Genomic DNA, 20,489 nt, shown 5'->3' with positions numbered 1-20,489 from the left:
CTAGAAGCCCGAGGAACACCACACTCCATTATTTTTATATATAGCGCCTTATTGAGCGCATTAAAATCGAAAAAAAGGGCTTCGTTGACCTTTTGTGCTAGAAGCCCGAGGAACACCACACTCCATTATCTTTATATATAGCGTAAAAACGCAATGTCAATTTATGGTTATTTAGATAGTAGTCGATTTAGAAAATGATTCCCCCTAAAAAAGTGCAAACAATTTTTATTTTTTATTTATGTCGTCTCAAAAAATGGGTACCCCTAAAGAGCAAAATTTTTTTTTAATGAAATTTTCTTTTATCGAAGATTAGCCTCCTTTATATACCTAAGTCGAGTGAATTTATTGTACCCCCTAAAAGAGATTGATTTTTTTAAATAAAAATAAAAAGCAAAAAAGAAACAAAAAGTTTTAAAAAGTTTCGTTCGTTTGAAACAAAATGTTTTATATTTGTGTAAATAAATAGCCGACCTAATAAAATGGCTAACACAAAAGGATATTAAAACATCAATTGCGCACTCGTTTTATTTCTTCATTTAATCACATTAAACATGAATCGTTGATCATGACAATTCATTTGAGGTATTATTCCTTGGTGGGTTGTTTTTAAACAAAAAGTATTATGAATAATCAAAGCCTAATCATCCTCAAACAAAAAACGCAGTCTTATTGGTATACGATTAAGCCAAAATTGAGACTAGCCGCCATTCGATTTGCATTTGTTTTCTTATTGTTTTTATTGATAAGCAATCAAGAAATTTCTTTTCACATTCATATTGGGACACCTGTAGCCGCTGCTAACTATTCAACACCAGTAGAAACGGGACAGGTAATGAATGCTAGTATTATAGAAGTACCCAAAAAGTGGTGGCAACAAATCAAGGAAGAAAAAGACGATATAAGAAGTGAATTAAATTTAGCAAATGCAGCAACAGCAGTTGGAGCAGCTCTCTCTCCTGCCGAAAAAGAAGCTGCTGCTAAGTATTCCAACTTAGGGTTTATTTTAAACCCAACGTATGCAACAAGGAAAGGGATTGACCCTAAAATTGTAGCCTTCAAAAATCAAAAATGCTATGACTATATAGAATTATACGTTTCTACGGCACAAGAAGAATCAAAATTATACGGTATCCCCGTTGCTATAACATTAGCACAAGGTTTGTTAGAAAGCAATGCAGGAGATAGTAAATTGGCCAAAAACGACAACAATCACTTCGGGATTAAATGCAAGTCTAAATGTGTGGGCTGCCGTTGTGCCAATTATACAGATGATAGCAAGTATGATATGTTTAGAGTTTTTGATTCTGCTTGGTACAGCTTTAGAGAGCACAGCAATTTATTGATGGGATCTCGATACAAACATTTGACAAACCTACCCAAAACAGAGTATAAAAACTGGGCACATGGCTTAGAAGCAGCGGGTTACGCTACCGATAAACAATATGCTGAGAAATTAATAAAAATAATAGAAACATTGCGTTTGTATCAATATGATCTGTAATTATTTTTGTTATGCTTTTACTCATTTATAAAAAAAATCGTTGAAAATAATTCTTTTTCAAAAGGATTCAATTGGTTTGAACTTCTTTGTAGAAAGGAATTTTATGGATGCTTTAAAATCTTTAAATCTAAAAATACCCGTCTATTATTGTCAAATAGTTTGGATAAAATGCTACATTTGCGAATGGTACTTATTACCATCATAATTGCAAATTTTAGAACTATAAAACTTATATACAATGAGTAATACAGAATATCAAAAAGGCTCCAGTTCATTTTTACTTAAATTCATTACGGCTATTGTTCTTTTTGTTTGTTTAGTAAGCTACGTAGTAAGCAGAAATGGTGATGCGTTGATACAATAATAACTAGATATTGAGTATACAATACTTTCCATAAAGTGCTTTTAGGCAATTGGGAAAGGCTAAAGATATTTGGAGTCACTGAAATAGTTGGCTCCTTTTTCATTTTGAATATGAACTATTTAGATCATTGAATTTATGGCAAAGCAAAAACATATAGTATTTACTGGTGGTGGAACACTGGGACATGTTATGCCCAATTTACCATTGATAGAAGCTTATTTAAAAAAGGGATGGAAAGTTTCTTATATAGGTTCGAAAAAAGGAGAAGAACGTGCCAAAATAGAAGCTTTAAATATTCCTTATTATCCGATTCGGACAGGAAAATTGAGACGTTATTTTGATTGGCAGAATTTTTTGGATGTTTTTAATGTGTTTATTGCTATTCTTCAGTCGTTTTTTTTGATGCTGCGTTTGCGCCCTGATGTATTATTCTCCAAAGGAGGATATGTTGCGCTACCTCCTGTTGTTGGGGCTTGGCTAATGCGTGTGCCAATTGTCATTCACGAATCCGACATGACTCCAGGATTAACGACCAAATTGTCTAAGCGATTTGCAAAAAAAATTTGTGTGTCTTTTCAAAATGCTACTAAATATTTTCCTAAAGAGCTGGTTCATTGGACAGGATTACCTGTTAGGAACCTTGTTTTTAAAGCAGAACGGAGTAGAGGTTTAGAGGTAAGTGGTTTTAGTGGTCAACGACCTATTTTATTAACATTTGGCGGGAGTTTGGGGGCTGAGTTTTTGAACGCTATCGTTCGTGAAAATGTTCGAAATGGTAACTTGGCAGCTTATGATGTTGTTAATATTTGTGGTCAAGGTAAGTTAGACCGTTCTATGAAATTTGATAATTATGTGCAATTTGAGTCGTTATCAGATGATTTTTTGCATATTATGCAATCAGCAGACTTAGTATTGACCAGAGGTGGAGCAACATCTTTGTTTGAATTACTTGCAATGAAAAAGTTGCATATTGTCGTGCCTTTGTCTAAGAACGCAAGTAGAGGAGACCAAATTGATAATGCCATGTATTTTGCCAATTTGGGCGTTTCGTCTTTTATAGAAGAAGAAGATTATACTTGGGAAAAGATGGAAGCGATCATTCAGCAGACGTTAGCTAATAAAAAAGCTATTTTGGAGGAAATAGAACGATTGGAATTTGCTGTTGCAACAGAGAAGGTATTACAGGTAATTCAAACTGTAGCTAGCTAGGTTGTAGTCGTTTGAGAATAAATAATAATAAAAACCAGGCAATGGATCAATAATTGTAACTTTTAAGGTCATTGCCTAGTTTTTATTGGTTGATAGAGGCTATAAACTATTTTATTTTTTCCTCTGAGCTTTTAACGTTTCTAAACCTTCGATTTTTTTTACGAATAATTAATGCCCAAATTAGGGCAACTATTGCTAATACGAAGAGACTAGCAGCAAGTACCCAAAGAAAAAGGCTTGAGAATAAAAGGATATTTAATAAAAATAATCCGATTGCCCCCCCTAAATTGATTCCAAAAAGAGCCCATAAGCCGAAACTGAGTGCTTGACTGCTGTACAGTTTATTGGCGCCTGCCAAGCTTCCCGCTAATAAAGCGCCTACATTTCCTATAATGATAAAAGATAGGCCTAAATAGAGGTACAATAAGATTGGATACCCCACTCCTATTAATATAAGACCAGAAATAATTAGAACGGGCAGCAAAATTAGAATAGCAAATGTGATGTATAAACTGGAGACAATATTGCTTTTTGTTTTGTTGGGTTTTGCAAAAAGCCGCTTACGTTTTTTATGTTTTCGTTTCTTTTTTCCTTTCTTGACAGGAAAATGTTGTGTTTGATCTATAAGACTGCGAGGAACTGCCTCAGCATAGCTGAGAGGACTGCTAAATCCACAACATAAAAAAATTACCAACCAGTAGGATATTAATGTGTGTTTCATATCAAAAGAACTATCTTCGATCCATTTCTTCTTGGATACTTGTTCGCAAATCCATAAGGCGTTTGGCATAAGCCTCTAAATCTTTATCTTCTTGTGTCTTTGGCACCCATGAAGGCGTTGGTTCTGGTTTTCCATCTCCATCTACTGCTACAAAAATAATGACACAATGAGTTGTTTTGACCATCTCATCTTCTTTAGGGTCGTTGGCCCAGACATCAACCGCTATGTGCATGCTTGTTCTTCCTGTGTAGATTACCTTTGCATGAATTTCTACTAAATTGCCAATATGGATTGGCTTCAAAAAGCGAATTCCTCCAACATAAACCGTAACGCAGTATCCCCCTGACCAATGTCGGGCACAAGCATAACCTGCTTGATCAATCCATTTCATGACCATTCCCCCGTGTACTTTTCCCCCAAAGTTAACATCGGTTGGTTCTGCCAAAAAGCGCAGGGTCAATTCTCTTTTACTCTTTTCCATTTCTTATTTGTTTGTTGAAAGGTACTAAAAAAAGCACTGAATCTAGAAATGCTTTGAAATAAAATTTAGCACTTGTAACGTTACACGTGCTAAATGAAAAATTAAACGTTGCACTTGTTTGAAAAAAAGAAATGTACTACCTTCACACCTGACAATGGACACTTTTAACATCAAACGTTACACGTGTAACGTTTAAAATGCTATATTGTATGGGAAAAATAGTTGCTTTTGGAAATCAGAAAGGAGGTGTTGGGAAAAGTACCGTCATTGCGATGGCTGCAAATGCCTTATCACAAGCTCCTTTTAATATCAAATTGTGTGTCGTCGATTGTGATAGACAACAGAGTTTGGTAGAGGCAAGAAGCTTTGAAGAAGAAGACATGGAAAAGGTACCCTATCCAATTTTGGGGATGAGTGTAGAGGAGTTACAAGATAAGATTTATGACTTAGACAAAGAGTACGATTTAATTTTGATAGATACTGCTGGTCGTTTGGATCATACTGTTGCTGTCGAAAATCAAGAAATAACCAAAGCTTTGATGTATGCCGATTATCTATTTATTCCTTTTAGAGCTGGTAGCTTTAACTTAGAAGCGAGCATCGAGTATCTTAAGGTTGCCAATAAATTAAAAGAGCTTCGTGCGGACTCTGCACGGCCATTGACATATTTTGGGTTTGTTAATATGTATAAAGACCGTTCTAAGACAAATGCTTTTTTAATTTCAGAGATAGAACATTTGAGAAGTCAAGGTATTCCATTTATGCTTTGTCGTTTGCGCAATTATACTTTATTCGAAGAAATAGATACCGTGAGCAGTTATTATGATGTTAATGCTAATAATAAGGCCAAATTAAATTTCACAGTATGGCTTAATGAATTTGTAAAAATATTAAAGAATGGCTAAGAAAAAACGTTCAAGAACTTCTGATTTTAGTTTGGGAAAAGATACTCCATCAGGAAATTTACCTAGCAAAGAGCAAATTAACTCTGTCGTAGCTAAAGCGACTAGTCAATCTATCGAACCAGAAAAGAAAAAACGAATTCCTTTTACAACTGCTCTGACACCAGAAAATCGAGCTATGTTAGAAGCTGCTTCTCATGAAGGGAGAGGCGGTGTTGCTGATATTCTGAATTTGGCAATAGAGCATTATTTTGAGCAGGTAGCCCCAGTTAAAAATCTCGAAATGCAAAAAGTATTTTTGAAGATATATGCTTCAAAAGCCAAGTGACACGTTACACGTGCAACGTGCCACTTGAAATGTGACTTCTTATTTTACTTTCCCACTTGTTACGTTACACGTGACAAGTGCTAAGCTTTGGCTGTAATGGCAGGGAATATGTCTGCCAAAATAGGTTTGGCACCACTTAAGAAAAACTCAACAGCAATAACCATTAGAATCAGTCCCATCAAACGCATTAAGACATTATTACCTGTTTCTCCCAAGAAGTTAGAAATTTTGGTAGATGAAAAGAGTATAATATAGGTTAATAAACACACTAAGGAAATCATTCCTATCAGAATTGCTTTTTGCTCTACAGAAGTAGCATCTTCCATCAATACAATAGCATTAGAAATACAACCTGGTCCACAAATCATAGGAATCGCCAAGGGAGTAATGGATATATCAGCTACATATTCTTCTATTTCGTGTTTTGGAACTTTTACCTTTCCCAATCGAGCTTGCAACATATCTGCTCCCATCTGAAAGAAGATGATTCCCCCCACAATTCGAAAGCTATTGACAGAAATACCAAAAAAGTTAAACAGCAACTGTCCCGAAAAAGCAAAGGCTAATAAAGTCAAAAAAGCTGCTACCATTGCTTTGCGAGCAGTTCTACGTTGATCAATATCCTCTAAATTTGATGTCATTGTAATGAATACAGGCATGATACCAAGCGGATTCATTAAAGAAAAGAAAGAGGTGAAACAGAGTAATGCAAATGCAATATTCTCAGTCATGATTCAAATGTTTTAAATGTTGTTTTTTTTTGCAATTAATAATAAATGCAAATTTAGGCTAAAGTAGTTCTTGGTAGAATTTATTTTTACTAAATTTTAATTTTAAAGAAAATAAAACTATTATTACTTAATAAATAGATTATAAATCTAATTGAAGCTAAAAATTCTTTTATTAATAGATTTTTTTTCTGATGATAAAACTGGATAAAGTGGACCATCGCATTCTTGAGATGCTACAAGAAAATGCCAAACTTACTACTAAAGAAATTGCTGGTACTTTAGGAATGAGTATTACTCCTGTCTACGAACGGATAAAACGATTGGAACGGCATCGAATTATTTTAAAACATGTGGCGCTGGTAGATCGAAAAAAAATTGGTCGAAATTTGATTGGTTTTTGTAACGTTTCATTGAATCAGCACAGCAAGGATAATTTGCTGAAATTTGAGCAAAATGTTGTGAAATTTGAAGAGGTATTGGAGTGTTATCATATCACAGGTAAATTTGATTATATGATAAAAATTGCTGTGGAAGATATGGAGGCTTACCACAAGTTTACTTATTACCATTTGGCAACACTGGATAATGTAGGGAATGTACACACTGTTTTTGCGATGAACGATATTAAATACAGCACAGCTTATCCTGTTCAGTAAGGAAGGGTAGGGGAGGTGAAAAATAAAAAAGCAGACATTCATAACTGATGAATGTCTGCTCTATCAAAAAAGTAAGAATGCTTATTTTTTGCGCCCAAGTTGGAAATCAATCGTTGCTCTATCTAATTTCTCTTTTTTAGTCGTTTGGAAAGTATCTTTCCAAATAATTTGCATGGGGACAAATTGCATGTCACCATCTTTAGCAGAAATATGGAATACTGCTTTAACGGTGCATTTATCACCTCTTTCTAAGACTTCTGAAGCAGCATTTTTGTTGTCATTGGCATAACCAGCACCGCCTCTACCAGTAAATACAGCTACTAAATTGCTAGGATGAACTAGACCAATTTCTCGACCTTTATACATCACTTCAAAGGTAGCTATCGTCTCTTTGGTTTCCTTTTTTAGTTTTTTAAGTTTTATAACAAAATCCCCTGCTTCAATTTCATTATCAGAAGCTGGAAGGTTAAACTTAGGAGCTTTTACTTTTTCTCCATCAGAAGGAATTAAATAGAGACCACCAAAGTCAATGCTAAAGTTTTGAACATTGTAATCGTAACCTCCATTTCCATCAAAAACCATTGTATACGATTTCTTTTTTCCTGGAGAAACAATGAATGTTTTCTTTTTGGGGTGATTCTGTTCAACAGTACCATTTTTGTAAACCGTTTCCTTCGTCTCAATCATGATAAAATCAAGCGAATTGTTAGTGACTTTGGTTGCCATTTTGCAATAATCGTTTTTAGAAACAGCATTATCAAAAGAGACCTCATAGTCATCGCCTTCTATAGACTGCGTATTGTCATAATAATATGTTTGAGCAGAGCTAGTTTGAGCAAAAAGTGTTACAAAACAACATAAATAAAAGAATGTAATCGTTTTCATATTTAGTAGTATTTAATTATTTTTTATAATATTCATAAATTTGCTTGCTGTATCGACGAGGAGTATATTTAATGTAATCATCTTTGATATAAAGGACTTTGTACTCCGTTTCTACGCCATCAGATATAAAAGAAAGAATATTACCTGGTTTGTATTTCCATCTCCAGTTTTCATCCATATCATTGTCCTCATAAATATACCTAAGGCTTCCATCTTCTTTAAAGATAAGTACTTCGCCTGTGCTTCTTTCCCAACGCCCAAGCATATTATCCTCTAAAGTCATGGTACCAACTTCTGTTTTTGAGGTACATTTACTATAAAGTCGTTCTTTTACTCGCTTTAGTTCGGGAGTAATCATATCCTCCAATTCTTTTGCCGAATATTGATTGGAGAGTTTATCAACATAACAAAGGCAAAATTCTTCTATTTGGTCCTCTGTATAATTGTTGTCATTACTACGCAAATCATTTTCACAATTGCTATAATATTTGTCTTTCTTTTTTCTATCCCAGTCTCCTGTAAAAACCTCCAAAACTGATGTAGCGATATTGTTTGTACTCAAACTAATTCCTGTTTCACTAGAACAAGTATTAAAATACTGACTTTGAGTTCTTTTCAGTTCGGGAGCAATCATATTATCAATTTCCATAGCAGAATGATTGCCCGTAAGTTTATCTAAGTAGCAAAGGCAAAACTCTTCTTGTTCTTCCAAGGTTACTTTGTAATTTTGGGCAAAAAGATCTCTTTGGCATTTTTTATAATGATAATCTCTTTGTTCTCGGTTCCAGGAGTTTGAACTAGAGTAGGAATTTGAATTATTAGTATAGTCGAATCGTACCCCTGTTTCTCTAGAGCAAGTAGTATAAAATCTTTCTGATACTTTTCTTTGCTCAAGTTCTATTAGGTTGGTCAAATCGTTAGGACTAAATTCATTGGTTAGTTTTTGTAAAAAACAATAACAGAACTCTTCTCTTTGAGAATTAGAAGAAATGCCACTGTTTTCTAACTCTTTGGTGCATTCTGAATAAACTAAGTTTTTTTGTTCTTTATTCCATGCAGAGGCATTCTGAGAATATGTTTTTGGCACGAAAAATAAAGAACAGGAAAGGAGGAATAAATATTTGAGCATGATAATTGATTGTTCTGTGTTTTATAAGTTGAAAATAGAATTAAAAAAGTGTTTCATTCATTAGTACTTCGTGGATTACTTCGTGAGCGCTTCGCTTTTAGTTAGCTCCCTGTGGTCGTGAGAGCGCAAGCTTAGTTTTTTAGCTTTTTTGTAAAAAACTAAAAAAGCATCTTTGCATTAGTTTGATTATCAGTTATTTATAGGGTTGAATAATAAAAATATACTCTTTTGATAATCAACGGCGAAGCCCTCACACGGTACCACGAAGTAGCAGCGAAGCTAAACTAATACGATTTTCCTACGAAGTAATGATTCATGGGATTCATTTGAAATCAACAACTTATTTAGTAAATTTTGAGGATGTTACTGTTTGGAGATGTCAAAAAATGTGCCTATTTAAAATCTCCATTCTTAACAAGTATACAAAATCATTGATTATCATATTATTACTCAATAAATTATAGTACCTATTATGAAAAAACATTATCTACTATTATTATTTTGCTTTAGTATCAATAGCTTATTCTCACAAACAATAGAAGATGTATTTACAACATCTAAGCTGCCAATGGATTTTGTTGGATTAGATTTTTCTAATGTAAAATTAATTGGATCAGAAGGCTTTAGTGACCCAGCTAAGATACAAAGTTATTACTTTAATACATGGAATGGTTTGATGATTTCTGAAGAGGAAAAGTACAACATCAAAAAAGCATTTATGAAAAGCGATGTTGACTATCATTTGGGCGTTGTAGAAGCACTAAACGCAGAGGTAGATTATATAGATTTGGTAACAAACGAGACTCCTGCTAATTTTTCAGATAAAGAATTACAAGCCTTTGTGAAACGCTACAATACAGATGGATTAGAGCATAAATTAGGGATTTCTTTTATTGTACATAGTTTGAACAAATTTCAAGAGCGAGCTTATGTTTATGTGGTAATTTTTAATACCAAGTCCAAGAAGGTACTTTTTTCTAAAAGAATGTCTGGAGAAGCCCGAGGTTTTGGATTTAGAAACTATTGGATGGGAGCTATTTACGATATAATCAAAGACATCTCTAACACTCAATTCCGAAAGTGGAAGAAAGAATTCCAGAAGAAAAAAAAATAAAACTATCAGACTAGATTTTTAATAGAAAAAAACAATATAGAAAACAACTATCCTACCGGTGATATGGTATGTTTTTAGTACATTAAGAAGACGAAAGAAAAAAAGTATGTTTTTGGTATTTTGATTTTTTTTGTTGGATTTTTAAGTCTGAGTAAAAAAACATTTAGGTATAATAAGCGTGTAACGCTTCAAGTGTCAATTGCAATATATGATTCATCTATTTTTACACCAACCTATATTACCTACAAGTTCTTTCGATCAACTGCTAAAATTATTACCTGTTAACATTCAAAATAGGATTCTTAGAAAAAAGCAACAAAAAAAGCGCGTAATCTCTTTATTAGGTTACGTCATGTTACATAAAGTACTGACACAACGTTTCGCCCTTAATTTGGATAAATTGGAATATCAGAGTTCGGGCAAACCCATTTTAAATTTACCCAATCAAAAACTATCATTCAACATAAGCCATCATCAGCACCTAGTGGGACTTGTGTTAGGGGAAGCAGATGCTTTAGGATTAGATATTGAAGCATTTCGAAAATTTGAAAAAGTAGAGTCTTCTTTTTCTTTTTTTAGTCCAGTAGAACAAAATGCTATCATAGAAGCCCATGATTCTGATTGGAAATTAATTGAATTGTGGTCTAAAAAAGAAGCTTTGGTAAAAGCAGTAGGAGGTCGAATGTTTGATATGGCAGCTTATACAGATGTTCGTTTTGCAACAACAACTTGGGAAGGCAAAACTTATTATTTTACTCGCATAGAGTATCCATTTGAGGGCTTTATATGGGTAGCTTCTTCATTAATAGACTGTAACATATCTGTAAAAAATATAGGAAATTTAAGCGAGTTCTAAGAAAAGCTTAAAAGACTTTTTAAAATTTAAAAGTGAAAATTTGATAAAATCTAAAAGTGTTTTATCTTGCGCAACCAAAATACCAGCATAGTATCAAAAACTGTGCACAAAGATACATAAAACAAACATAAATATAGTGCCTTATTATAGGTATTCAAATTAGAAATCATGGCGGAGCCTGAAAAAACAACGAAGAAAAAATTAGGTCGCCCAAAACTCAAGGAAACAAGAGTGCCTTTCACGACATCATTAATCACTAAAAACAAAGGTAAATTAGAAATTTTGTCTAGTGTTCGTGGTCAACGAAAAGCGGATGTTCTAAATGAGATTTTGGACTATTATTTTGAAAACGTAACCAATCAGAAAGAAAAAGAATTATTGGATTCTTTGTAGAAATACAAATGAACTTTAATTCATTGTAGAATACTAGAAATGTAGTTTATATAATTATAATCAGCGATGGTAAGAATAGGAGACAGACGGCTCGTATTACGAGATTTTGAAAAAGTTTTGTTCAATAAAGAAGAAGTTACTTTAGATGCGAATGCTCTAAAAAAAGTAGAGGAATGTTATCAATTCTTAAAAGAATTTGCTTCTGACAAAGTTATTTATGGCATCAACACTGGTTTTGGTCCTATGGCTCAATACAAAATCGAGGATGATAAATGCATTCAATTGCAATACAACTTGATTAGAAGCCATTGCTCTGGCATGGGAAATGCCTTTGATGATACGTATATTCAAGCTGCTATGCTTTGCCAATTAAACACGATGATGTTGGCACATTCTGGTATTGATAAACAAGTTCCTGAATTAATTTGTACGTTGATCAATGAAAAAATTTGTCCTGTTGTTTTTGAACATGGTGGTGTTGGTGCCAGTGGCGATCTTGTTCAGTTAGCACACTTGGCATTGGGTTATATTGGCGAAGGTGATGTCTTTTATGAAGGCAAAAAACAAAGCTGTGCAGACGTATTAAAAAATAAGGCTATTCAACCTTTGGAAATACAAATGCGAGAAGGCTTATCATTGATGAATGGGACTTCTGTCATGACAGGAGTAGGCTTTGTTAATGCTAGCCTTGCTAAGAATTTATTGGCTTGGTCGATTACAGCATCTGCAATGCTCAACGAAATTGTATGTGCTTATGACGATCACTTATCCAAAGAATTGAACTATGCCAAAAAGCACACAGGACAGCGTGCTATTGCCGATATTTTGAGAAGTATTTTGAAAGATAGTGCTTTGACAGAAAACCGTCAAGAACATCTTTATAATACAGAAGTAAAAGAAACGGTAATCAAAAAGAAAGTACAAGAGTATTATTCATTACGTTGCTTACCTCAAATTTTAGGTCCTATCTATGATGCCTTGCACCAAACGATACAAACCCTAGAGAATGAGGCAAACTCGGTGAACGATAATCCAATTATTGATGTGGCGACACAAAATGTTTATCATGGAGGAAACTTCCACGGTGACTACGTTTCTTTATCAATGGATCATCTTCGTTTAGCGGTTACCAAGCTATCCATGTTGGCAGAGCGCCAATTGAACTTCTTATTGAATCACAAGATAAATGACATCTTGCCTCCATTTGTTAACTTAGGAGAGTTAGGATTCAATTTTGGAGTACAAGGGGCTCAATTTACCGCTACCTCAACAACAGCAGAGAACCAAATGCTTTCTAATTCTATGTATGTTCATAGTATCCCTAACAACAACGATAATCAAGATATCGTCAGTATGGGAACCAATTCTTCTTCTGCTACCCGTCGAGTAATTGAAAATGCATACCAAGTATTGGCTATTGAATTTGTTGCTATTGTGCAGGCAGTAGAATATTTAGAAGTTGAAAACAAATTGAGTTCTTATACTCAATCCTTATACAAAGAACTAAAAGAAATTACGCCACCTTTTGTAGAAGATACGACGATGTATGCTCGCAATACGGCAGTAAAAGAATATTTACAAAACAAACGTCTGGATATATTTGACCAACCAGAAGTGCAAAAAACGAGTCTAAACGGTACGCATTAATTGAAATGAAGTACCTGTACACTAAAAGAAGACAAACATAAAATGACACCAGACACTCACGAGAATAAATATGCTCTAGTAACAGGAGGTTCAAGAGGAATCGGTCGTGCTATTTGCGAAAAGTTAGCGGAAATGGGTTACAACATTCTTGTTAATTACAACAGCAACAAAACAGCCGCTCAAGAAACTGCCAAACTAGTAGAACAGTACCATGTAAAAGCAGAATTATTACAATTTGATGTTGCCAACAAAGCGCAAGTAGATGCAACATTGGTAAAATGGATGGAAGAGCACCCTGATTCGCCCATTGAGGTTTTGATTAACAATGCAGGATTTCGCAAAGATGCTTTGTTTATGTGGATGGAAGAAGAAAACTGGGATGCTGTATTGAATGTCAATATTGCGGGTTTTTATAATGTCACCAAACCTGTATTTGGTAAAATGTTGACAAATCGCTATGGTCGTATTGTCAATGTTGTGTCTCTTTCTGGAATTAAAGGGATGCCAGGACAGACGAATTATTCAGCTGCTAAAGCGGCTATAATTGGTGCAACAAAAGCCCTCGCACAGGAAGTTGGTCGCGCCAAAATTACGGTTAATGCTGTTGCACCAGGATTTATAAAAACAGATATGACAGAAGGTATTGAAGAAAAACAATATCGCTCCATTATTCCTCTTCGCCGCTTTGGAACTTCTGAAGAAGTTGCAGATGTTGTGGCTTTCTTAGCTTCTCCCAAGGCTTCTTATGTTACTGGTGAAGTCATCTCGATTAATGGTGGCTTACACACTTAATTATATGAACAAATGAATAGAGTTGTAATAACAGGAATGGGAATTTACTCTTGTTTAGGTGCTAACTTAGAAGAGGTAAAGAATTCACTGTATGCAGGCAAATCTGGCATCGGTATTGATCCCATTCGTACAGAAATGGGCTATCGCTCTGCTTTGACAGGAATCTTACCTGAGCCTAATCTAAAGAAAATGCTGAAGCGTAGAATGCGTGTGGGAATGGGACAGGAAAGTCGTTACGCTTATATGGCAACAATAGAGGCTTTACAAATGGCAGGTATTGATGATGCTTTTTTAGATAGTCATATTATTGGTCTTTTGTATGGTAACGATAGTACCGCTCAATCAGTAATAGAGGGAATTGATAAGTTGCGAGAAGTCAAAGATACTACCTTGATGGGATCTGGCAATATTTTCAAATCCATGAACTCAACTATCAATATGAACCTGTCTACGATATTCAGGCTCAAAGGCATCAATTTTACCATTAGTGCTGCTTGTGCCAGTGGTTCCCATGCTATTGGATTGGGATATATGTTCATCAAACAAGGTTTGCAAAGTATGGTTGTCTGTGGTGGTGCACAAGAAGTCAATGCCAATGCAATGGGTAGTTTTGATGGCTTAGGGGCTTTTTCTGTGCAAATGGATGATCCTACCAAGGCTTCTAGACCTTTTGATGCTGGTAGAGACGGATTAGTTCCTAGTGGGGGTGGTGCCACTGTCATTTTAGAAAGTTATGAGTCTGCTATTGCACGAGGTGCAACTATTTTGGCGGAAGTAATCGGATATGGCTTCTCTTCTAATGGACTGCATATCTCTCAACCTAGTGTAGAGGGACCCGCTCGTTCTCTTAGAATGGCATTGGATCAAGCTAATGTTGCCCCTTCTGATATTGACTATATTAATGCCCATGCAACATCTACACCTCTAGGAGATAAGCACGAAGCAATGGCAATTAGTTCTGTGTTTGGAGGCGATAACTGCCCTTATGTAAGTTCTACCAAATCTATGACAGGACACGAATGCTGGATGGCTGGAGCAAGTGAAATTGTTTATAGCTTGCTTATGATGCAAAACTCTTTTATTGCACCTAATATCAACTTAGAAAATGTAGCCGAAGAAGCTAAACCTCTTAATTTGGCAACAACAACAATAAACCATGATATAGATACATTCTTATCCAATTCTTTTGGGTTTGGAGGTACTAATTCATCATTAATCATCAGAAAATTCAAACAATAAAATGGAAAGAGCAAAGATAATTGAGACCACAAATCGTTTTTTGATTGACGAATTTGAGGTTGATCCTGATGACATCATTTTGGATGAAAACTTACACGAAACATTAGATTTAGACAGTTTAGATTACGTAGATTTGGTTGTAGTGATACAAAATCACTTTGGTTTCAAATTAACAGCAGAAGATTTCAAAGGTGTTGATACCTTTGAGGACTTTTACACTATGATTGAAACTCATTTGCACAAATTTACACAAGAAAACGCATCGTAAAGAAATATGGCTTCTTGGAAAGGAAAAACTAGGGGTGGGCTATTAGGATATAAAATTTTCGTTTTTATCTTAAAAAATCTGGGGCTTCGAGCGGCTTATCTGCTCTTAGTCTTTGTCTCATTCTATTTCGTTCTATTTGCTCCAACCTCTACCAAGGCAATTTATTCTTTCTTTAGAAAACGTCTAAAAAAAGGAAGATTACCTAGTGCATGGGCTGTTTATAGAACCTATTTTTCTTTTGGACAAGCCTTAATTGATCGTACAGCAGTATTGGCTGGGCAGAATCATAAGTTTACATACTACTTTGATGGGATTGAGCATTTGCAAACCATTGCCGAAGAAGGCAACGGAGGCGTACTAATCAGTTGCCATGGAGGAAATTGGTCAATGGCTGGTAGTATGTTGGAAGATAGTGTGGGAAATCATGCACGTGTTAACATCGTCATGTTGGAAGCAGAGCATCAAAAAATCAAAGCATTCCTAGATCGCATTCAAGTCAAACAAGCAGCAAATATTATTGGTATTGGAGATGATTTTTCTCATATTATCAAAATGGGTACTGCTTTAAGGAATGGTGAAATTCTTTGTATGCACGGAGATCGTTTTTTGCCTGGTGCAGAAACAGTAGTCGTCGATTTCTTTGGCGAAAAGGCTCATTTGCCAGCTGGACCATTTCAGCTGATTACGCGAATGAAGGTACCTTATACCATTGTTTTTGCCTTTAAGGAAACGGTTAGTCATTATCACTTTTACTCCACACCACCATTTAGGGATTCCACATCCGTACAAGATGCCGCTCAATACTTTGCAACTAGTGTAGAAGAAAAAATTCGATTATACCCATATCAATGGTACAATTTTTATGATTTTTGGGCTGTCCCTGACACACCTACCCAAACTTCTTCTAGACGAAAACGCAATAACACAAAAAAAAAGCAAGCAAGTAATGGATAATACAAATTCCCCCACAGTGCCTTTAGTTACTGGCGATTCGGTTCTTCAGATGATTCCTCAAAAACCGCCAATGGCAATGATTGACACCATCCTAGCAGTTGATGCGCAAAAAGCGGTTACTGCCTTAACAATTAAGGAGGATAATGTCTTTTGCGAAGAAGGTCTTTTTCAAGCATCAGGCTTATCAGAAAATATTGCCCAAACTGCTGCTGCACAAGTTGGTTATTTGTCTAGTCTAGCAGGGGAGAAGCCTCCTGTTGGGTTTATTGGGGCAATTAAAAATCTAACTATTGAGCAGCTTCCTAAAATTGGAGACCAGTTAGTTACTGAAATAGAAATCGAACATGAGATCATGAATTTCACTTTAATTAATGGCGTTTCTAAAGTAGGGGATCAAGTAATGGCTAAATGCCAAATGAAAATTTTCATTGCAGACACGGAACAAGCATAACTATGAAAACCATTCGGAGAGGCAAACGAAGACGTATTACAGGAAAAACACTTCAACATACTTTTGAGCAACCTATTAAATTTAGCGAAGTAGATTCTATGGCTGTTGTATGGCATGGACACTATGTTCGTTTTTTTGAAGATGGTCGAGAAGCTTGGGGCAAAAAATACGGTATCACGTATTTAGATGTTAAAAATAATAACTTCCTAATTCCTATTGTAAGCATGCGCTGTGAACACATGAATCCATTGGAATATGGCGATACGGCTATTATCGAAACAACATTTATTGACACTCCTGCTGCAAAGCTTTTCTTTGATTATAAAATTTATCGCAAAAGTGATGGTGCGCTCTCTGCTACAGGGGAAACAACACAGGTATTTTTAGACGAAAATCGGGAATTGTATTTGGCTGTTCCTACATTTTATGAAGAGTGGAAACAAAAGTGGGGATTGCTTTAAAAACAACCCTCTACTCTTGGAATCAAACTGTCACTAAGTATACTAAATGAAAAAAACACCTATCTATATTATTGCTGACAATATTATTTCTTCCTTGGGGTTTACAACAAAAGCCAACTGGGAGAAAATTGTTGCTGAACAAACGGGCGTAACCTGCCACCATGACCCTTCTATTTATCCTACTCCTGTTTGGATTTCTAAAATACAAGAGGATATTTTAGCAACAAAGGCAGCTCAACAGCTTCAATCCGCAACACAGTATTCTAAATTAGAGCAATTGTTTTTGCTATCTATCTTAGATGCGACGTCCAATGTTTCTGTAGATTTGACGGCAGAAGATACATTAATTATTGTGGCTTCTACTAAAGGCAATATTGATTTGCTAGAGCATAAAAACAGAGGAAAATTTCCTAAAGAAAGGGTGCAGCTGGGAAGCTTAGCAAAACAAGTTCAGCTTTATTTTAAGAATCCTAATACGCCGTTGGTTGTTTGTAATGCTTGCATTTCAGGTGTTTTAGCCATGGATGTTGCCAAACGATTATTAAGAAAAAAGAAATACAAGAACATCGTTGTTACAGGTGGTGATTTAATTTCAGAATTTACTTTATCTGGGTTTCAATCTTTCAAGGCAATGAGCAATGCGCCCTGCAAACCTTATGACAAAAATCGGATAGGTATCAATCTAGGAGAAGGGATTGGAACGGTAGTGCTAAGTACCAATAAACCAGCCCATCAGAACGAAGTTATTACCATAGACGGTGGTGCTTCGTCCAACGATGCCAACCATATTTCAGGACCATCAAGAACAGGAGATGGTTTGTTTATTGCCATTAATAAGGCACTAAAGGATGCCCATTGTCCTAAAGAAGAAATTGACTATATGTCTATGCACGGAACGGCTACTCCTTATAACGATGAAATGGAATCAAAAGCAATTGCATTAGCCAATTTGCAAGAAGTTCCTCTAAACAGCCTAAAAGGCTATATTGGACATACCTTGGGTGCTGCGGGGCTTATTGAAAGCATTGTAGCCATTCAATCTTTGAAAGATAATTTACTCTATCGTTCTCTAGGATTTGAAGAACTAGGTGTTCCAAAGAAAATAAATGTCATTGAGAAAACAAGCTCCAAGCCTTTACAAAAATGCCTTAAAACAGCGTCTGGTTTTGGTGGTTGTAATGCTGCTATGATTTTTTCAAAATCATCAACTTAACACGCCATGAAACAAACAACAACCTATCCTTGCTGTGAAATAAAAGCAGGAACAATTAACATAAATGGGCGGGTTATTTATGAAAATACAGCCCTCCCATTTCCTAAATTTATAAAAGGAGCTTATAAGGAATTTGAATTAAACTATCCTAAGTTTCATAAAATGGATCGTTTGTGCAAACTAGCCTTTGTAGCAGCACATTTTTTACTAAAGGATGGACAATTGGATGGATACGCTCCCGAAGAAATCGGAGTAGTCATGGCCAATTCTAATTCTACCTTACACACAGATTCTAAATACACCGACTCTATAAAAGATAGAGATAACTATTTTCCTAGTCCTGCTGTTTTTGTATACACCTTACCCAATATCATGGTGGGTGAAATTTGCATCAAATACAATATAAAAGGAGAATCTGTTTTTTTTGTTAGCAACCAGTTTGATAAGGAAATGCTACTAGAATACAGCCAAGATATGTTACAAACCGAAACGGCTAAAATATGTTTAACAGGCTGGGTAGATTATACAGATGAAGATTATCACGCTATCTTGTACCTTGTAAATGAATAGCCCTTTAATAAGCTTTTGCACTTTTTTAAAAAGCTGTTTGGAGTCAATAAATAACAGAATAGAAATAACAAAAAACCAAATGTAAGATATTGGTTCTTACAATAATAAAATTTTAGAAAATGGAAGAGTTAATCGAAAAACTAAAAGTTCAAATTATTAAACAATTGAATCTAGAGGATGTAGAACCAGATGAAATTGACCCTAATGAGATGCTTTTTGATGCCAATGGAGAATTGGGCTTAGATTCTATTGATGCTTTAGAACTAATTGTACTTTTAGATAAGGAATATGGCATCAAAATCAAAAACCAAGACGAAGGAAAAAAAATCTTTCACTCATTAAATACAATGGCTGAGTATATTTTACAACACCAAAATTAAAAGGATTTAATTAATGGCTAAGCGCATTTTTATAACTGGAATCGGGATTATTTCTGCCATTGGCAAAAATACCTCTGAAACATTATCGAACATCAAATCTGCCAGTTCAGGTGTTGGAGAAATTCAATATTTGCAAACAGTACACAAAGGCAAACTTCCTCTGTGTGAAGTCAAGTATGATAATCAACAGCTTTGCGCATTGGCCAATATAGATCCTCAAACACGTATTACGAGAACAAGTTTGTTAGGAATTATTGCCGCACAGGAGGCTTGGCGTTCGGCTGGAAGTCCCGTTTTGGGCGATGGTAGAACGGGCGTTTTTTCTGGTAATACAGTCGGTGGAATGGATAAAACAGAGCACTTCTATGCGGATTTCATGGAAGATGAACAAGCTGGAGATGTCCAAACGATGCTAACGCACGAATGTGCCGAAAGTACGGAGCGAATTGCAGACAGTTTGGGTGCAACAGGAATGGTGTCTACGATTAGTACCGCCTGTTCTTCTGCTGCCAATACCATCATGCTTGGAGCTCGAATGATTAAACATGGTTTATTGGATCGTGCTATTGTTGGGGGAGTAGATGCCTTGACAAAATTTACTGTCAATGGTTTTAATGTTTTACAGATATTGGATGAAGCCTATAGTCAACCTTTTGATGAAAATCGACGTGGATTAAATTTAGGGGAAGGAGCTGGTTTTATTGTTTTGGAAGCTGAAGGCATTGCCAAAGAAGCCCATATTTTAGGCGAACTAGTTGGTTATGCCAATAGCAATGACGCTTACCATCAAACAGCCTCTTCTCCTGATGGAACAGGCGCCTTTTTAGCCATGAAAGGAGCCTTAGATGTTGCACAGATAGAGCCTAGTCAAATTGACTATGTTAATGTTCATGGAACAGGGACGCCTAATAATGACTTGTCTGAAGGCATTGCTATGCAGCGGCTTTTTGGTAAGAATATGCCTAAGTTTAGTTCTACAAAAGCCTTTACAGGGCATACTTTAGGGGCTTCTGGGGGCGTAGAAGCAGTATTGTCTGTTTTAGCCTTACAACATAAAATCATTTACCCTAACTTGAGGTTCGAAACCCCCATCGAGGCTTTAGGAGGAACAATGATCCCTGAAACAGAACTGCTCGAAAATCAAGAATTAAACTACATTTTATCCAATTCTTTTGGTTTTGGAGGCAACACCTCTTCATTGGTTTTCAAAGCCTACCAATAATCCCATTACTTTTGGCAAAATT

The 20,489-nt window shown here is 35.5% G+C and carries 24 protein-coding genes; 19 read left to right on the top strand and 5 right to left on the bottom strand.

Going from position 1 to position 20,489, the window contains the following annotated elements; translation table 11 throughout:
- The first annotated feature begins 622 nt into the window (after positions 1–622).
- Positions 623–1,501 (top strand): glycoside hydrolase family 73 protein, encoded by an 879-nt coding sequence (locus CG11_RS26845; protein ID WP_052599991.1) that lies wholly within the window; start codon positions 623–625, stop codon positions 1,499–1,501.
- 499 nt (positions 1,502–2,000) lie between these two features.
- Entirely contained in the window at positions 2,001–3,074 is a 1,074-nt protein-coding gene (locus tag CG11_RS26840) for an undecaprenyldiphospho-muramoylpentapeptide beta-N-acetylglucosaminyltransferase (RefSeq protein ID WP_052599990.1), read from the top strand.
- Between the two features lie 106 nt (positions 3,075–3,180).
- On the opposite strand, the gene CG11_RS26835 is transcribed toward CG11_RS26840, so the two are convergent.
- Positions 3,181–3,864, bottom strand: a complete 684-nt coding sequence (locus CG11_RS26835; RefSeq protein WP_156039932.1) for a hypothetical protein — start codon at positions 3,862–3,864, stop codon at positions 3,181–3,183.
- On the bottom strand, positions 3,806–4,276 hold the full coding sequence (locus CG11_RS26830; RefSeq protein WP_052599988.1) for an acyl-CoA thioesterase: 471 nt from the start codon (positions 4,274–4,276) through the stop codon (positions 3,806–3,808). Before CG11_RS26830 ends, CG11_RS26835 begins: the two co-directional genes overlap by 59 nt.
- Positions 4,277–4,485: 209 nt before the next feature.
- On the opposite strand from CG11_RS26830, the gene CG11_RS26825 reads away from it, so the two are divergent.
- Positions 4,486–5,181 carry a ParA family protein gene (locus CG11_RS26825; RefSeq protein WP_052599987.1) on the top strand — a complete coding sequence of 232 codons (696 nt, stop codon included), beginning with the start codon at positions 4,486–4,488 and terminating at the stop codon, positions 5,179–5,181.
- The gene (locus CG11_RS26820) at positions 5,174–5,506 is read left to right on the top strand and encodes a hypothetical protein (RefSeq protein WP_052599986.1); all 333 of its coding nucleotides are present in this window, start codon (positions 5,174–5,176) and stop codon (positions 5,504–5,506) included. Before CG11_RS26825 ends, CG11_RS26820 begins: the two co-directional genes overlap by 8 nt.
- A gap of 80 nt (positions 5,507–5,586) precedes the next feature.
- Here the strand turns inward: CG11_RS26820 and CG11_RS26815 are convergent, their stop codons facing one another.
- Positions 5,587–6,237, bottom strand: a complete 651-nt coding sequence (locus CG11_RS26815; RefSeq protein WP_052599985.1) for a MarC family protein — start codon at positions 6,235–6,237, stop codon at positions 5,587–5,589.
- A 209-nt stretch (positions 6,238–6,446) separates the two neighbouring features.
- Here CG11_RS26815 and CG11_RS26810 point away from each other — a divergent pair, with 209 nt between their 5' ends.
- Positions 6,447–6,893: an Lrp/AsnC family transcriptional regulator gene (locus CG11_RS26810; RefSeq protein ID WP_231512842.1), complete on the top strand. Its 447-nt coding sequence runs from the start codon at positions 6,447–6,449 to the stop codon at positions 6,891–6,893.
- 81 nt (positions 6,894–6,974) lie between these two features.
- Here the strand turns inward: CG11_RS26810 and CG11_RS26805 are convergent, their stop codons facing one another.
- Both CG11_RS26805 and CG11_RS26800 read right to left on the bottom strand, forming a co-directional pair.
- Entirely contained in the window at positions 6,975–7,778 is an 804-nt protein-coding gene (locus tag CG11_RS26805; protein ID WP_052599983.1) for a hypothetical protein, read from the bottom strand.
- A gap of 16 nt (positions 7,779–7,794) precedes the next feature.
- Complete coding sequence (locus CG11_RS26800; protein WP_156039931.1) at positions 7,795–8,907, bottom strand: hypothetical protein; 1,113 nt, start codon at positions 8,905–8,907, stop codon at positions 7,795–7,797.
- Positions 8,908–9,379: 472 nt separating this feature from the next.
- Here CG11_RS26800 and CG11_RS26795 point away from each other — a divergent pair, with 472 nt between their 5' ends.
- From CG11_RS26795 to CG11_RS26730, 14 genes are all read left to right on the top strand, one after another.
- A complete protein-coding gene (locus CG11_RS26795) occupies positions 9,380–10,021 on the top strand; it encodes a hypothetical protein (protein WP_052599981.1) in 642 nt (213 codons plus the stop codon).
- Positions 10,022–10,373: 352 nt separating this feature from the next.
- Positions 10,374–10,877, top strand: a complete 504-nt coding sequence (locus CG11_RS26790; RefSeq protein WP_197043992.1) for a 4'-phosphopantetheinyl transferase superfamily protein — start codon at positions 10,374–10,376, stop codon at positions 10,875–10,877.
- A gap of 168 nt (positions 10,878–11,045) precedes the next feature.
- Positions 11,046–11,270 (top strand): hypothetical protein, encoded by a 225-nt coding sequence (locus CG11_RS26785; RefSeq protein ID WP_052599979.1) that lies wholly within the window; start codon positions 11,046–11,048, stop codon positions 11,268–11,270.
- A gap of 66 nt (positions 11,271–11,336) precedes the next feature.
- Complete coding sequence (hutH, locus tag CG11_RS26780) at positions 11,337–12,917, top strand: histidine ammonia-lyase (RefSeq protein ID WP_052599978.1); 1,581 nt, start codon at positions 11,337–11,339, stop codon at positions 12,915–12,917.
- A 42-nt stretch (positions 12,918–12,959) separates the two neighbouring features.
- Positions 12,960–13,709 carry a 3-oxoacyl-ACP reductase FabG gene (gene fabG / locus CG11_RS26775; protein WP_052599977.1) on the top strand — a complete coding sequence of 250 codons (750 nt, stop codon included), beginning with the start codon at positions 12,960–12,962 and terminating at the stop codon, positions 13,707–13,709.
- A 12-nt stretch (positions 13,710–13,721) separates the two neighbouring features.
- Positions 13,722–14,948 carry a beta-ketoacyl synthase gene (locus CG11_RS26770; protein ID WP_052599976.1) on the top strand — a complete coding sequence of 409 codons (1,227 nt, stop codon included), beginning with the start codon at positions 13,722–13,724 and terminating at the stop codon, positions 14,946–14,948.
- Position 14,949: 1 nt separating this feature from the next.
- Positions 14,950–15,216 carry an acyl carrier protein gene (locus CG11_RS26765; protein WP_052599975.1) on the top strand — a complete coding sequence of 89 codons (267 nt, stop codon included), beginning with the start codon at positions 14,950–14,952 and terminating at the stop codon, positions 15,214–15,216.
- A gap of 6 nt (positions 15,217–15,222) precedes the next feature.
- On the top strand, positions 15,223–16,170 hold the full coding sequence (locus CG11_RS26760; RefSeq protein WP_052599974.1) for a hypothetical protein: 948 nt from the start codon (positions 15,223–15,225) through the stop codon (positions 16,168–16,170).
- On the top strand, positions 16,163–16,621 hold the full coding sequence (locus CG11_RS26755) for a hypothetical protein (protein ID WP_063833227.1): 459 nt from the start codon (positions 16,163–16,165) through the stop codon (positions 16,619–16,621). Before CG11_RS26760 ends, CG11_RS26755 begins: the two co-directional genes overlap by 8 nt.
- Before the next feature lie 2 nt (positions 16,622–16,623).
- The gene (locus CG11_RS26750; RefSeq protein WP_063833226.1) at positions 16,624–17,082 is read left to right on the top strand and encodes a thioesterase family protein; all 459 of its coding nucleotides are present in this window, start codon (positions 16,624–16,626) and stop codon (positions 17,080–17,082) included.
- Positions 17,083–17,128: 46 nt separating this feature from the next.
- Positions 17,129–18,295, top strand: coding sequence for a beta-ketoacyl synthase (locus CG11_RS26745; RefSeq protein ID WP_052599973.1), 1,167 nt, complete (start codon positions 17,129–17,131; stop codon positions 18,293–18,295).
- Between the two features lie 6 nt (positions 18,296–18,301).
- The gene (locus CG11_RS26740; protein WP_052599972.1) at positions 18,302–18,865 is read left to right on the top strand and encodes a beta-ketoacyl synthase N-terminal-like domain-containing protein; all 564 of its coding nucleotides are present in this window, start codon (positions 18,302–18,304) and stop codon (positions 18,863–18,865) included.
- 119 nt (positions 18,866–18,984) lie between these two features.
- On the top strand, positions 18,985–19,245 hold the full coding sequence (locus tag CG11_RS26735) for a phosphopantetheine-binding protein (protein WP_052599971.1): 261 nt from the start codon (positions 18,985–18,987) through the stop codon (positions 19,243–19,245).
- A 13-nt stretch (positions 19,246–19,258) separates the two neighbouring features.
- Positions 19,259–20,467 carry a beta-ketoacyl synthase gene (locus CG11_RS26730; protein ID WP_052599970.1) on the top strand — a complete coding sequence of 403 codons (1,209 nt, stop codon included), beginning with the start codon at positions 19,259–19,261 and terminating at the stop codon, positions 20,465–20,467.
- Positions 20,468–20,489 lie beyond the last annotated feature (22 nt).

This window comes from Aureispira sp. CCB-QB1 (assembly GCF_000724545.1).
GTDB lineage: Bacteria > Bacteroidota > Bacteroidia > Chitinophagales > Saprospiraceae > Aureispira.
Note: the sequence above shows the minus strand (reverse complement) of the source record. Positions and strands in the feature narration are given on the sequence as shown.

Coding starts and splice junctions, on each gene's coding strand:
- CG11_RS26845 (WP_052599991.1), top strand. CDS start 623: ATGAATAATCAAAGCCTAATCATCCTCAAACAAAAAACGCAGTCTTAT.
- CG11_RS26840 (WP_052599990.1), top strand. CDS start 2,001: ATGGCAAAGCAAAAACATATAGTATTTACTGGTGGTGGAACACTGGGA.
- CG11_RS26835 (WP_156039932.1), bottom strand. CDS start 3,864: ATGCCAAACGCCTTATGGATTTGCGAACAAGTATCCAAGAAGAAATGG.
- CG11_RS26830 (WP_052599988.1), bottom strand. CDS start 4,276: ATGGAAAAGAGTAAAAGAGAATTGACCCTGCGCTTTTTGGCAGAACCA.
- CG11_RS26825 (WP_052599987.1), top strand. CDS start 4,486: ATGGGAAAAATAGTTGCTTTTGGAAATCAGAAAGGAGGTGTTGGGAAA.
- CG11_RS26820 (WP_052599986.1), top strand. CDS start 5,174: ATGGCTAAGAAAAAACGTTCAAGAACTTCTGATTTTAGTTTGGGAAAA.
- CG11_RS26815 (WP_052599985.1), bottom strand. CDS start 6,237: ATGACTGAGAATATTGCATTTGCATTACTCTGTTTCACCTCTTTCTTT.
- CG11_RS26805 (WP_052599983.1), bottom strand. CDS start 7,778: ATGAAAACGATTACATTCTTTTATTTATGTTGTTTTGTAACACTTTTT.
- CG11_RS26800 (WP_156039931.1), bottom strand. CDS start 8,907: ATGCTCAAATATTTATTCCTCCTTTCCTGTTCTTTATTTTTCGTGCCA.
- CG11_RS26795 (WP_052599981.1), top strand. CDS start 9,380: ATGAAAAAACATTATCTACTATTATTATTTTGCTTTAGTATCAATAGC.
- CG11_RS26790 (WP_197043992.1), top strand. CDS start 10,374: ATGTTACATAAAGTACTGACACAACGTTTCGCCCTTAATTTGGATAAA.
- CG11_RS26785 (WP_052599979.1), top strand. CDS start 11,046: ATGGCGGAGCCTGAAAAAACAACGAAGAAAAAATTAGGTCGCCCAAAA.
- hutH (WP_052599978.1), top strand. CDS start 11,337: ATGGTAAGAATAGGAGACAGACGGCTCGTATTACGAGATTTTGAAAAA.
- fabG (WP_052599977.1), top strand. CDS start 12,960: ATGACACCAGACACTCACGAGAATAAATATGCTCTAGTAACAGGAGGT.
- CG11_RS26770 (WP_052599976.1), top strand. CDS start 13,722: ATGAATAGAGTTGTAATAACAGGAATGGGAATTTACTCTTGTTTAGGT.
- CG11_RS26765 (WP_052599975.1), top strand. CDS start 14,950: ATGGAAAGAGCAAAGATAATTGAGACCACAAATCGTTTTTTGATTGAC.
- CG11_RS26760 (WP_052599974.1), top strand. CDS start 15,223: ATGGCTTCTTGGAAAGGAAAAACTAGGGGTGGGCTATTAGGATATAAA.
- CG11_RS26755 (WP_063833227.1), top strand. CDS start 16,163: ATGGATAATACAAATTCCCCCACAGTGCCTTTAGTTACTGGCGATTCG.
- CG11_RS26750 (WP_063833226.1), top strand. CDS start 16,624: ATGAAAACCATTCGGAGAGGCAAACGAAGACGTATTACAGGAAAAACA.
- CG11_RS26745 (WP_052599973.1), top strand. CDS start 17,129: ATGAAAAAAACACCTATCTATATTATTGCTGACAATATTATTTCTTCC.
- CG11_RS26740 (WP_052599972.1), top strand. CDS start 18,302: ATGAAACAAACAACAACCTATCCTTGCTGTGAAATAAAAGCAGGAACA.
- CG11_RS26735 (WP_052599971.1), top strand. CDS start 18,985: ATGGAAGAGTTAATCGAAAAACTAAAAGTTCAAATTATTAAACAATTG.
- CG11_RS26730 (WP_052599970.1), top strand. CDS start 19,259: ATGGCTAAGCGCATTTTTATAACTGGAATCGGGATTATTTCTGCCATT.